The sequence below is a fragment of the Burkholderia sp. Ax-1720 genome (assembly GCF_011753035.1).
Lineage (GTDB): Bacteria > Pseudomonadota > Gammaproteobacteria > Burkholderiales > Burkholderiaceae > Burkholderia > Burkholderia gladioli.
This window is the reverse complement of sequence record NZ_VWWK01000050.1, coordinates 1-12926: the sequence shown is the minus strand read 5'-3', so window position 1 is coordinate 12926 and position 12926 is coordinate 1. Positions and strand designations below refer to the sequence as shown.

Below are 12926 nucleotides of genomic sequence, written 5' to 3'. Positions count from 1 at the left end.
ACGAGTCTGGTCGCGGTCGTACCGCTCCGGGATGCATTGTGCGGATGCCTGAGGGGCTCCAAAAACACGCATCTCAATCGGCGGATATCCATGAAAAAAAATCATGCCTTACCTGGATCGACGGGCCGTGTCGTCCAGATCCTGATCACATTCATTCTATTGCTGGCCTCACTCGACATCCATGCGAGCGGCGACTGCTCGGCACTCTATGCCAGCTCCGGCGCCATACCGGGATCGCGGACCTGCGAGCTCACCGTGGCCAGCAGAACGCCCGGAGGAATGGCCAACTACGCGTGCATCAACGATATCGAGGCGATCAGTGCGTGGTGCGCCGCAGCCGTGCAAGAGCCGGCACCGCCGGAGCCGGAGGCAACGTGCCCCGTCGCCGATCCGGTGTATCCCGGCAGCGGCGCGGTCACGCTCGCCGCCTCCGACTTCGTCAGTGGCGACGAATTGCCGATGGTTTTCACGCGGACCTACGTGTCGAATCGGGTCGCCAACGGCGGTGGTGCGATGGGGGCCGGCTGGAGTCACAACTGGCAACGTCGGCTCGACGTAAGCAAGGCGGACGACGGGCAGGCGGCCAGAGTCGTGGCCTACCGCGAGGATGGGGAACCGGTCACGTTCCAGGGAGCAGCAGGCCAATGGCGCGCATCAGGCTTCACCGGCCTGGCGCTCGCGCGGAACGCCTCGGGCTGGCTGCTGACCGATCTTCACACGGAGACGGTCGAATCGTACTCGGCGCAGGGCCGGATGCTGTATGACGAGACCCTCACCAGGGTCCGCCGCACCCTGAGCTACGACGCCTCCGGGCTATTGACGCACGTCGTCCAGCACGCCGCCGGATCGGCGGAAGGATACTGGGACGTCACGCTCAAGCTCGGCTACGACGGCCAGCGCCGTTTGTCGAGCCTGACCGATCCGCTGGGACGCGTCACTCGGTATGCCTATGACGCCAACAACAACCTGAGTTCGGTCACCTGGCCCGACAACAGCGTCTACCGCTACGTCTACGAGGACTCCCGCTTCAAGCACGCGCTGACCGGCGAGATCGACGAGGTCGGCGCGCGCATCGCTACCTGGACTTATGACGACAAGGGCCGCGCGGTTTCGGTCAACCATCCCGACTCGACCCGCGACGTGCAATTCGTCTATCGGCCAGGTTCCACCACCATCGTGGGCAGCGGACAGACCACCACGCTGAACATGGCCTCGATCGGCGGCGTACTGCGACCGACTACCAGCACGTCGACGGCGGGCAACGCCAGCAGTACATGGGACGCGTCCGGCCGTCTCGTCAAGGATATAGCCGCCGACGGTGGCACCTCGGAATACCGCTACGACGAAGCGGGACGTCCCGTCAGCGCGACTGTCACGAACCGCTCGGGCTCCTCGGTCACGTCCATCCGATATGCCGACGCGACGAGCCTGCGCCCGTCGATGATCGCCTCACCGAACCTGATCCAGGCATTCACCTACAACAGCACCGGAACCACCGCGAGCATCAGCGAAACGCCGACCACCGACGCGACCGGAGCCAATGGTTTCGCCGCACCGAAAGTTCCTGGCGCCGTTGCGACAGTCTATGCGTTTGGCTACACGGACATGAACCGCCTCGACAAGGTCGTCGAGTCGAACCAAGGGAACGTGCTGCGCCGGTGGTACGTCATCCGTGACTATGGCGGCAATGCGTACGAAATCCAGGGCGCTAACGCCTCGCATTTCGACGCGACCAGCGTCACGCAGCGCGACGCCGCGCACCGCGCCCTGGTCGGCAGAAATCCGACGGGCGAGTTCAAGATCCGATACGACCTGCGCGGCCGAATCGACCGCTTCACGTTCAAGCAATATGCGAGATTCGACCCAAAGGGCACGCAGCGCCTGTTCAAGGTCGCATTCGAGTTCGCACCGAACGGCCGGGTGATTTCGCGCACCGGCACGGTGGCAAGCAGCAATGACATCTATCGTCGTGACGACGGCCCCGACCTCCCGATCAGCCAGGAGGAAATCAACCAGTGGATCGATAACTACAACCATGGCGATTCGCCTGTCGCGCCGCAAGCCGATCTGTTCGGCACCGGCACTCTCGCTGGCCACGGGTCGATACCCATGTCGACGGTCTGTCACGACTGCCACTTCGTGGCAGGGTTGCCGGAAAGCCGGGCAAGGTGGATTGGCGGCGCGGCGCGCGGCATCGCGTTCGTCTGGAGGCTCCTCAAGAATCCGGCTATCAGGTATGGCATCGGTCAGGGCGCGAAGAAGGCGGCCGAGAAGCTCGAACGTGCCAAGGCGAAGTGCAAGCCGGCAGCCACGGCGGAAGTGGAGGGAATTCCGCCTGGGCGTATAAAGTCGATGTATGTAGAAAAAACGGAAGGATTCGGCGTAACGAACATCATTACCGATGTTCCAAAATCGGAATTTGGAGCGAACTTACTCAGAGACGGCTGGACGAGAACCCTGAGCACCAACGGAAAAGTAGAAATTTTCACAAAAAACGGCGCGAAGTATTCGGTCAGGGAATACTCGAAAACCGGGCCGCCGACGGCCGAATTCACGCCTCGCGGAGCAGGAAAATACACCCTTAAAATACGACTTCCAAAATCATGAGCATGATCGACTTCATCCTCGACGAGAACACCTTCAGGCCGCTATGGCGCCGCGCCGTGTCCGAAACAACATCCCTTCGGACCCAACGACGGGAAACCATGCTTTACTTCGAATCATCCGACCTTCGGACCTCGAATTTTTTCGAGCTGATTCAACACCTACTGAAAATCAAGGGAGACTCCAGTTTCTGGACAATCATCCTGGACCCCGATCCATTCAATTATTTTCATGAAAATTTCAAGAAATTCCCGGGATTCGTTCACAACAGCTACAACACCGAGAAAGATTTCTTCGAAATTTTGAATCGTGATCCAGGAGGCAACCCCGCGGACTCCCTGGCGGACAATGGCCAGCAATATGTTGTCATGCCGGAGCAGGGTGAATGGATAATATTCGGCGATCGGTCATGGGACACCGGCGTTCTCTCTGGACAGCCCGACATCATGAAGGCTGCCCAAAGCAACTACCGCTTCTTCATTGAGCCCGTCGAGGATTTTCGCATCGAGCCATACTGCTCCCCCGCGAACGACTGAAAACACTTATCCGACGAGCGCCACCGGGGATCGCACCGCCGGCGCTCGCTCCTCACGATCGCTTCAAAAAATCAGCCCCTACCGCCCCAAAACCCGCTCCACCAACCGCACGAAATAACTCGCCCCCACCGGCAGCAGAGCATCGTTGAAGTCGTAACTGGCGTTATGCAGCAGGCAAGGCCCGCCGCCGTGCCCGTGCACGCGATGATCGCCCACGCCATTGCCGAGGAAGGCATAACACCCCTGCTTCTCGCGCAGCATGAACGAAAAGTCCTCCGCCGCCATGGTCGGATCGACGGCCGCGTTCACATGCGCCTCCCCCACCAGCTCGCGCATCACCGCCACCGCCAGCGCCGTCTGCTCGGGGTCGTTCACGGTCGCCGGATACTGGCGCTGGAAATCCACCTCGCTCTCGCAATCGAAGGCTGCGGCGGTCGCGGCCACCACCGCGCGCATGCGCGTCTCGATCAGGTCGAGCGTGGCCTCGGAGAAGGTGCGCACCGTGCCGCCCAGCCAGGCATCGGTGGGCACCACGTTCATCGCCTCGCCCGCGTGCACCTGCGTGACCGACAGCACCGCGCCGTCGATCGGATTGCGGTTGCGCGTGACGATCCCCTGCAGCGCGCTCAGCACCTGCCCCGCCGCGAACACCGGATCGCGCCCCAGGTGCGGCATGGCCGCGTGGCAGCCGGCGCCGCGCAGGTTGATCCGGAACAGGCTGGTGGAAGCCATCAGCGGCCCCGGGCGCACAGCGAAATCGCCGGCCGCGATGCCGGGCCAGTTGTGCAGCCCGAACACGGCATCCACCGGGAAACGCTCGAACAGCCCGTCCTCGATCATCGCGCGCGCGCCGCCGCCCGCTTCCTCGGCCGGCTGGAAGAACAGCTGCACGGTGCCGTCGAACTCGCCGTGCCGCGCCAGATGGCGCGCGGCCCCCAGCAGCATGGCGGTGTGCCCGTCGTGGCCGCAGGCGTGCATCGCGCCGGGCACCGTCGAACGATGCGCGAAGGTATTGGCCTCCTGCACCGGCAGCGCGTCCATGTCGGCGCGCAGGCCGATCGCGCGCGCGCTGCCGCCGCGCTTCAGGGTGCCGACCACGCCGGTGCGGCCGACGCCGCGCGTGACGGCATAACCCCATTGCTCGAGCCGCTCGGCGACGAGCGCCGAGGTGCGGAACACGTCGTAGCCGACCTCGGGATGGGCGTGGATATCGCGGCGGATCGCCGTCAGTTCGTCGGCGTGCGCGACGATGGAATCGATCAGTTTCATGCGGATGGGAAGGCTCTTGTCGGTCCTCGCGTCGCGGCAGCGACGGCAACGGCGGCACCGGCCCTGCCCGTGCCGCCCGCCGCCGCGACGCGAGACATCAGATATGGAACAGTTGCGCCACCAGGGTCGCGCCGATGAAGGTGCCGGCGTTCGCCACGAAGGACACCAGCACGATGCGCCAGCCGAGCCGGCGGAAAGCGGGGATGTCCTTGGCGATCGACAGCCCGGCGAACACCAGCATCGGCGTGGTCACGCCGAGGAAATCGTTGTGCGAGCTGAGCGCGGCGATCTGCGAGGCCCACGGGCACCACGGCGAGGTCAGGAACATCGCCACCACCGACACCCAGCAGACCGCCGGAATCCGCCGCCCCGTCACGCGCGCCAGCGCATCGCCGACGATCGTCGCGACCACCATGATCGCGATCCCCGGCAGCCCCACCAGCGGCGTGGTGCCATGGGCGATCCAGTCGCACACCAGCGCCATCGCCGCCGTCACGATCCAGGCCAGCAGCTTGCCGCCGTAGCCGAGCGTGGGCGCCTCGGTGCGCACCTCGCCCAGCGACGGGCTGGCCGCCTCGGGCTGCGCCGAGGCCTTGGTGGTGCGGCCGATCAGCGGCTCCAGCACGCGATAGCCCCAGACCGCCAGCGGCAGCGAGATGAACAGCGTGAAGTAGGTGCCGATGGTGGTGGTGATCAGGTTGCTGGCCGCGGCGAAGGCGAGCACGGATTTCGCCGTCTCCGGGTCCTGCTGCGCGGCGATCGCGCCCGAGGCAGCCGCCATCATGCTGCCCGAGCCGACGCCCGAGCCCATCGCCAGCGCGAGCGGATCGAAGATGCCGAGGCTGCTCACGAAGCCCGCGAACACGGCGATGAACACCGCGCCGAACACGGTGCCGGTCAGGTACTCGGCCAGCACGCCGCGGCCCTCGGCCGAATCCATGCCGTACTTCTCGCCGATGATCGCCAGGCTAGGCTCGCGGCCCACCGAGAAGGTCGCGCCGATCGCCTCGCGCTTGATGCCGAGCAGCAGCGCGAGCGGCAGGCCGAGCAGGATGGTGCCGACGAAATGGCCGAACTCCTGGAAGGCCAGCGCCCAGCCCGCCGAGGCCAGCTTGGGCAGCGCGCTGCCCACCATCAGCCCCAGCTTGGAGACGAACAGCAGCAGCGCCGGCTGAAGGATCGCGGCGGCGAAGAACTGGTCGGGCACGCTGAGGCGCGCGCTGCTGTTCCAGCGCGCGCTGGCCAGCCCCACCGCGGCGCCGAGCAGCAGCGCCCAGATCATCGGCAGCAGCACGACCTTGCCCGGTCCGAGCTTGAACGTAAACGAGCCGATCCATTCGGCGACCAGCAGGATGCCGGCCGCGTAGAGCAGGACCTTGGCGGTGGCCGCGCCGCCCAGCTCGCGGCGCTCGATCCCCAGTGCGTGTTCCATGACGAGTCTCCCCTTGAAGCCCGGCTGCCGTCGGATGCGGGCCGGTGTTACAGATAACCGAACGCGGTCGGCGGCGCTTCGGCCGTCTCGACCCAGACGCTCTTGGTCTGCGTGTATTCGTACAGCGCCTCGACCCCGCTCGAGCGCCCGTAGCCGCTCATGCCGTAGCCGCCGAACGGCGAGGCCACGTTGATGGTCTTGTAGCCGTTGACCCAGAAGGTGCCGGCGTTCACCTGCGCGGCCACGCGATGCGCGCGCGCCACGTCGGTGGTCCAGGCCGCGCCGGCCAGGCCGAACTCGGTGTCGTTGGCGATCGCGATCGCCTCCTCCTCGGTGTCGAACGGGATGGCGGCCACCACCGGCCCGAAGATCTCGGTGCGCGCCACCTCCATCGCGTTCGACACGCCGGCCAGCACGGTGGGCGCCACGAAGTAGCCGCCGCGGCCCGGCTCGACGCGCTCGGCCGAGCCGGCGGCGAGCGTGGCGCCTGCCGCCACGCCGCGCTCGATCATCGTCATCACGTGCTCGTATTGCTTGCGATTGTTGATCGGGCCCACCTCGGTCGCATCGTCGAGCGGCGCGCCGACGCGGATCTTCCGCGCGCCAGCGGCCACCATCGCGACGAACTCATCGTAGACGGCACGCTGCACCAGCAGGCGCGAGCCGGCCACGCAGCTCTGGCCCGCGCCGGCGAAGATCGCCGCCTGGGCGGTCAGCGCGGCGCGCTTGAGGTCGGCATCGGCGAACACGATATTGGCCGACTTGCCGCCCAGCTCCAGCACGCAGGGCAGCACGCGGCGCGCGGCGGCCTCGGCGATGCGCGCGCCGGTGGCCGGCGAGCCGACGAACACCACCTTGCTCACCACGCGATGCGCGATCGCGGCCTGCCCGGTGGTATGGCCGAAGCCGGCCAGCACGTTGACCAGGCCGCGCGGCAGCCCGGCCCGCTCGCCGAGCATCGCCACCGCCAGCGAGGTGAAGGGCGTCAGCTCCGAGGGCTTGAGCAGCACGCCGTTGCCCATCGCCACCGCGGGCGCCACCTGCCAGCCGCAGGTAAACACCGGCGCGTTCCAGGGCGTGATCTGCAGCACCACGCCGGCCGGCTCGCGGCGCGTGTAGTTGAGATGCGAGCTCGGCACCGGGATCACGCTGCCGTAGAACTTGTCGGTCCAGCCCGCGTAGTACTCGAACATCTCGGCGACCTTGGCCACTTCGCCCCGGCAGTCGCGGATCGGCTTGCCCGAGCCGAGCGCCTCCAGCCGCGCGATCGCCTCGGCCTCGGCGCGGATCGCGCGCGCCACCTCCTGCATCACGCGGCCGCGCGCGGCATGCGTGAGCGCCCACCATACGCGCTGTGCGCGGCGCGCGCTCTCGGCGGCGTGGTCGATCACGGCCGCGCCGGCGTCGCGATAGGCGAGCGTGGCCTGGCCCGTGGCCGCGTCGTGAAGCTGGATCGGCTCGCCCTGGCCGGCGACGAGTTCGCCGTCGATATACGAGCCGATGGTGGCGGCACCGGGGAAGAAATGCGCGAAGGCGGCGAGCAACTGGTCTGCGTGCTGGGTCATGTCTGGGTTCCGTGTCTGGATCGTCGAATGTCGGGCGTCGGGCTCGATCGCGGCGCGGGCCGCCCGGCCTCAGGCCGGATCGAGGAAGTCGACGATGCGGTTGAAGTCCTCGCCGTCCGCGACGTATTCCTCGCTGGCGGCCCACAGGCGCGCCGCCTCGCGCGCCACCGGCGCGACGCTGTCGAACTGGTCGAGCAGGCCCAGCGCGAGCCGCACGTCCTTGCGCATCAGCTTCATGGTGAAGCCGGAATCGAACTTGCCGTTGAAGATCCAGGTGGGGTAGTTGGTCAGCGTGGCGCTGTTGCGGCCCGAGCCGCCGTTGAGCGCCTCGACCAGCTTTTCCGGATCGACGCCGGCCGCGCGCGCAGTGCGCACCGCCTCGCTGGCGGCCAGCAGGTGCACGCCGGTCAGCAGGTTGTTGAGCAGCTTGGTGACATGGCCGGCGCCCACCGGGCCCACGTGCACGCGCTTGGCGCTGATCACCGCGAGGATCGGCTCGACCGCCTCGATATCGGCGGCCGAGCCGCCCAGCACCATGGTCATGGTGGCGGTGGCCGCGCCCTTGGGGCCGCCGCTCACCGGGCCGTCGACCAGGCCGATGCCGCGCTCGGCCAGGGCCGCCGCCACGCGCCGCGTGCTGTCGGGGTCCGCCGTGGTGGTGTCGATCACGATGGTGCCCGGCCTGGCGTTTTCGAGCACGCCGCCGGCGCCCAGCACCACCGCCTCGACCACCGCCGAGGTCGGCAGCGAGAGCAGCAGCACATCGGCGTCGCGGGCGATCTCGGCCACCGAATCGCGCGCCGACAACACCTCCTGCCCCGCCAGCGCGAGCGCCACGCCGGGCGCCGCGTCGTAGCCGAGCACCGTGTAGTCGCCGCGCCGCAGCGAGCCGGCCATGCCGCGCCCCATGTTGCCCAGACCGATCACGCCCACCGTTTTCATCCGACGACTCCCGATAACTGTTGGTTCGAGGGCGGCGCGCCAGCTTGCGCCCGCCTTGCATGGCCACGATGTTCGGTCCGGCGATCCGTATAATCAATCAACGCCAATATTGATATTGTTCTCTTTTTTAGAACACTCGAATCATGAGCGATACCCTCACCGACAGCCGGATCATCTATTTCTACGAGGCGGTGCGCTGCGGCACGATCCGCGCCGCGGCCGACTGGCTCGACGTGGCGCCCTCGGCCGTGAGCCGCCAGATCGGGCTGCTGGAGAAGGAGCTCGACGCCACCCTGGTGGAGCGCCACGCGCGCGGCGTGACGCCCACCGAGGCGGGCCGCTGCGTGATCGAGTATTTCCGCGAGCAGCTCGCGCACCGCGACGACCTGATCTCGCGCCTGCAGGAGCTGCGCGGGCTCAAGACCGGCCAGGTCAGCCTGGTGCTCGGCGAGGGTTTCGTCTCGGACCTGCTGGCCGGGCCGATGCAGCAGTTCTGCCGGCAGTTCCCGGGGATCCGCGTCAATCTCGACGTGGGCAGCACCAACGACGTGATCCGCAAGATCTCGAACGACGAGGGCGAGATCGGCCTGGTCTACAACCCGCCCACCGAGCCCAAGCTGGTGTCGCGCGCCTCCAAGCGGCAGCCGATGATGGCGATCGTCGGCCCGGATTTCCCGCGCCGCGGCCACAAGGTGCTGACGGTGCAGCAGCTCGCCACCTACCCGCTGGCGGCCACCCACCCGTCCTACGGCACGCGGCAGATGATGGAGGCCGTGGAATATGCCGAGCGCGTGCGGCTCGGGCCGATCGTCACCACCAACTCCTTCGCGATCCTCAAGGAGTTCGTGAAGTCGGGGCTCGGCATCTCGGTGATGCCGGCCTTCGCGGTGGCCGCCGAGCTGCAGGCCAGGGAGCTGTTCGCGATCGAGATCGCGCATCCGATCCTAGAGAACGCCGAGGCGCACATGGTCACGCGCGTGGGCCGCAAGCTCTCGGTGGCCGCCAACAAGATGCTGCAGATGATGACGGGGCAGATGCGGGCGTTCCGCTAGGCGCCGGCGCGTCGGGCTTAGCGGAACGCCCGCAAGCGTATATCATCGCGGCAACGCTTTCATCCGCCTTCCTCCGATTCCATCCCTCCCGCACGATGAACACGCCCAACGACACTCCCGCCCCGCGCGCCCTGCGTGCGCTCACCGCCCTCGAAGCCCGCATCGTCGGCGTGCTGATCGAGAAGCAGCACACCGTGCCCGATACCTACCCGCTCTCGCTGAACGCGCTGACGGCCGGCTGCAACCAGAAGACCGCGCGCGCGCCCGTGATGAACGCGAGCGAGGCCGAGGTGCTCAGCGCGATCGAGGAGCTGAAGCTGGTCAGCCTGGTGTTCGAGGGCAGCAGCAGCCGCGTGCCGCGCTTCGAGCACAACCTGAACCGCGTGCTCGGCATCCCGAGCCAGGCCGTCGCGCTGCTGACCGTGCTGCTGCTGCGCGGCCCGCAGACGCCGGCCGAGCTGCGCCTGAATTCGGCGCGCCTGCACGGCTTCGCCGACGTGTCGTCGGTGGAAGGTTTCCTGGAGGAACTCGCCGAGCGCGCCACGCCGCTGGTCGTCAAGCTGCCGCGCGCGCCCGGCGCGCGCGAAAGCCGCTGGATGCACCTGCTTTGCGGGGAAGTGGACGTCGGCGCGTATGCCGCGCCGCGCGCGGGCAGCGAGGGCGGCGCCGTGGAGGGGTTGTCGACGGCCGAGTTCGATGCCCTGCGCGAGGATCACGATCGGCTCGCCGAGGAAGTCGCGCGGCTGCGCGCGCTGGTCGAGCGGATGGCAGGCGAACTCGGCATCGACGCCGGCTCGCCCGAGGCGGATGCCTGAGGGGGGCGATTGGCGCTTGAGGTGCTTGACGCCTGAGGTGCTGGCCGCCCGAAGCGCCGGATGCTTGAGCCGGCGAATGCCTGAAGCGCTGGATGCCTGAAGCACCAGCGCCGAACGACGGACGCGCGACTCAGTCGAGCGCCCGCCCCTTCAGCTCCGGAATCAGCACCAGCGTGGCGACGATATCGAGCACATAGAGCGCGGCCAGCGCCGCGATCGCCACCGTGAACGAATAGCGCGCCGCCAGCGCGCCCACCGCCAGCGGCCCGAAGCCGCCGATCGCGCGGCCCAGGTTCCACAGCACGTTCTGCGCGGTGGCGCGCGCGGCGGTCGGATAGGCTTCCGACATCAGCGTGCCGTAGCCGCCCACCATGCCGTTCACGAACATCCCCATCAGCGCGCCGGCCCATAGCATCACGGCCGGGTCGCTCAGCCGCGCATAGACGCAGACCATCACCACCGCGCCCGCCTGGTAGAGCAGGAAGGTCGGCTTGCGGCCGATGCGGTCGGCCAGTTGCCCGAAGGCCCAGACGCCCGCCATCATGCCGAGCACCGTCACCGCGGTCCACATGCCCGACTTCGTCAGCGAGAACCCCAGCCGCTTCGACAGGAAGGTCGGCAGCCAGATCATGATCCCGTAGTAGCCGAAGTTCTGCACCGCGCAGAGGATCACGATGCCGAGGCTGGTGCGTGCCGTGCGCGCATCGGCGAACAGCATGCGCAAACGCGCGCCGAAGCCCGGCGCCCGCCCCGGCTGCCGCGTGCGCACGAAGGGCTCGGGCTCGTGCAGGCGATTGCGCAACTGCCAGGCCACCAGCGCCGGCAGCATGCCGACCGCGAACATGCCGCGCCAGCCGATCCATTGCAGCAGGGTGGGCGTGAGCAGCGCGGCCAGCAGCACCCCGCATTGCCAGCCCAGGGCGACATAGGACGATACGCGCGCCCGCTTGGCGGCCGGCCAGGCCTCGGCGGCCAGCGCCATGCCGATGCCGAATTCGCCGCCCAGCCCGACGCCGGCGATGGTGCGATAGACCAGCAGGTCGGCGAAACCCTGGGCCAGCGCGCACAGGCCGGTGAACACCGCGAACAGGGCAATGGTCCAGGTCAGCACGCGCACGCGGCCATGACGGTCGGCCAGCGCGCCGAAGATCAGGCCGCCCGCCACCGCGCCCACCAGGGTCCAGGTCACCAGCGCGCCGGCTTGGCCGGCGTCGAGCTTCAGCGCGGCCGAGATCGCCGGCAGCATGAAGCCGAGGATCAGCAGGTCGAAGCCGTCCATCGCGTAGCCGATCGCCGAGCCGGCGAGCGCCTTCCAGGCATAGCGCGAGACGGGCTCCGGCGAGGCGGTGGAGGCGACGGCGCCGGGGGCGGCAGGTGAGGAATTCGGTGGCATCTCGGTCAGGCGAAGGTGGGAGTCGCGGCAAAACGGGCCCGATGAAAGGCCGATGCAGGGCAAATGCTCAGGGCGGCAAAAACCCGCCGACGGCCGGGTGCTTCCGGCGGCGGCCCGAAGCATACCGCGTCGGCGCGGGCGGCTCCACGGCGCGCCGCCCGCGCCGTCGGCGAACCTCGCCAGCATGCCCTGCACAAAAATCCACAGGAAGCCCGGCCGGCCGGGCTTGACGCGGCTTCGCCGGGCTCTCTAGAATCGCGAATCCTCACTTTCGGAGCCGACGTCTTGGACGCCAGCAGTTGTCGACCTTCCCACGACATTTCCGCCTGATCGACCGACGCCAGCCCCGTCTCACGCTGCCGTTCGCCGACCAGGCAAACGGTGCGCGCGGCAGTATCCGCAGTCCCCTCCTCGTGCATCGCTGAAGCGCCGGAACGCGCCACGCCCTCCTTGCGTACGCGATCCGGTCCCGCCGTCCGGCGGCCCGTGCCCGCGCGCGCCCTTTCCCGGGCCGGCGCCGGCGCCGCCCGCCGCGATGGCCAACCGACCAGGAGCCCGCCATGAACAGCGACAGTTGCCCCAGTTGCCCCTTATGCCGCAAGACCCTTTACCCAACTGGGCGCGGCGAGCATCCGGCCGTCTGACCCGGCATCCCCGGGATTGCCATCAGGCGGCAGAGGCCCGCGCCCGCTGAAGCGGCGAGACCGAGCGTCCGCCGCACGGAGCCTCATCATGAATTTCGGCCTTCTGCTGTCGCAACTCCCGCACGTCGACGAATCGCGCACGCATTACGAAGCGATGCTCGACCTCGACGACCGCAAGCCGCTGCTGGTGCGCTGCTTCCAGCGCATCCGGGCGATCTTCGCCTGACCGGCCCGGCGGCGCCGGCGCGCCCCGCCCCCAGGGCGGGCGCGCCGGCACCAGGCTGGAGCGGCACCCGAACCCCTGTCGGGCGCCACGAACCTCCCCACCCACGCTTTTCCCCCCGCCGTCCCCAATCTCCTCGCGGCCGCCGCCCAGCCTTGTCGCACGGGCCCGCGCACTCGCTTCCCCCGATTCCGTTGCAGTCGCGCGCACGCCGACCGTCATTATTTCGAGATTGATAACCATTCTCATTACCGTTACTATCCGCATCCGGTCATGCGTGCGATCGCACCATGCCGACCGACCCACCGCGATTTCGACCCGATGCCAACCAACAGACCATCCCGGCGCCGCATGGCGGCGCGCCGGCCGCTGCACGCGACCGCCCTGACGCTCGCGCTCGCGGGCGCCGCCCACACGTCGGCCGCCTCGGCCGCCGACGCCAGCGGCACGG

The 12926-nt window shown here is 68.2% G+C and carries 10 protein-coding genes; 5 read left to right on the top strand and 5 right to left on the bottom strand.

Annotated features, from left to right (window positions below; genetic code table 11):
- The first annotated feature begins 90 nt into the window (after positions 1 to 90).
- Positions 91 to 2607, top strand: coding sequence for a DUF6531 domain-containing protein (locus F3J18_RS16675; protein ID WP_166913390.1), 2517 nt, complete (start codon positions 91 to 93; stop codon positions 2605 to 2607).
- Complete coding sequence (locus F3J18_RS16670; RefSeq protein WP_166913389.1) at positions 2604 to 3140, top strand: hypothetical protein; 537 nt, start codon at positions 2604 to 2606, stop codon at positions 3138 to 3140. The genes F3J18_RS16675 and F3J18_RS16670 overlap by 4 nt, the downstream gene beginning before the upstream one ends.
- Before the next feature lie 78 nt (positions 3141 to 3218).
- On the opposite strand, the gene F3J18_RS16665 is transcribed toward F3J18_RS16670, so the two are convergent.
- The 4 genes from F3J18_RS16665 to F3J18_RS16650 all read right to left on the bottom strand — a co-directional run bounded on the left by F3J18_RS16665 (position 3219) and on the right by F3J18_RS16650 (position 8348).
- Positions 3219 to 4409 (bottom strand): M20 aminoacylase family protein, encoded by a 1191-nt coding sequence (locus F3J18_RS16665; RefSeq protein ID WP_166913388.1) that lies wholly within the window; start codon positions 4407 to 4409, stop codon positions 3219 to 3221.
- A gap of 97 nt (positions 4410 to 4506) precedes the next feature.
- A complete protein-coding gene (locus tag F3J18_RS16660) occupies positions 4507 to 5841 on the bottom strand; it encodes a DUF3100 domain-containing protein (protein WP_025099967.1) in 1335 nt (444 codons plus the stop codon).
- 47 nt (positions 5842 to 5888) lie between these two features.
- On the bottom strand, positions 5889 to 7406 hold the full coding sequence (locus tag F3J18_RS16655) for an aldehyde dehydrogenase family protein (protein ID WP_166913387.1): 1518 nt from the start codon (positions 7404 to 7406) through the stop codon (positions 5889 to 5891).
- 69 nt (positions 7407 to 7475) lie between these two features.
- The gene (locus F3J18_RS16650; RefSeq protein ID WP_166913386.1) at positions 7476 to 8348 is read right to left on the bottom strand and encodes an NAD(P)-dependent oxidoreductase; all 873 of its coding nucleotides are present in this window, start codon (positions 8346 to 8348) and stop codon (positions 7476 to 7478) included.
- 143 nt (positions 8349 to 8491) lie between these two features.
- Between F3J18_RS16650 and F3J18_RS16645 the strand changes: the two genes are divergently transcribed.
- Together F3J18_RS16645 and F3J18_RS16640 are read left to right on the top strand one after the other, a co-directional pair.
- A complete protein-coding gene (locus F3J18_RS16645) occupies positions 8492 to 9400 on the top strand; it encodes a LysR family transcriptional regulator (protein WP_025099964.1) in 909 nt (302 codons plus the stop codon).
- A 95-nt stretch (positions 9401 to 9495) separates the two neighbouring features.
- Positions 9496 to 10215 carry a YceH family protein gene (locus F3J18_RS16640; RefSeq protein WP_166913385.1) on the top strand — a complete coding sequence of 240 codons (720 nt, stop codon included), beginning with the start codon at positions 9496 to 9498 and terminating at the stop codon, positions 10213 to 10215.
- Positions 10216 to 10345: 130 nt separating this feature from the next.
- On the opposite strand, the gene F3J18_RS16635 is transcribed toward F3J18_RS16640, so the two are convergent.
- Entirely contained in the window at positions 10346 to 11608 is a 1263-nt protein-coding gene (locus F3J18_RS16635; RefSeq protein ID WP_025099962.1) for an MFS transporter, read from the bottom strand.
- A 732-nt stretch (positions 11609 to 12340) separates the two neighbouring features.
- Between F3J18_RS16635 and F3J18_RS16630 the strand changes: the two genes are divergently transcribed.
- The gene (locus F3J18_RS16630) at positions 12341 to 12478 is read left to right on the top strand and encodes a hypothetical protein (protein WP_013691309.1); all 138 of its coding nucleotides are present in this window, start codon (positions 12341 to 12343) and stop codon (positions 12476 to 12478) included.
- Positions 12479 to 12926: the final 448 nt, after the last annotated feature.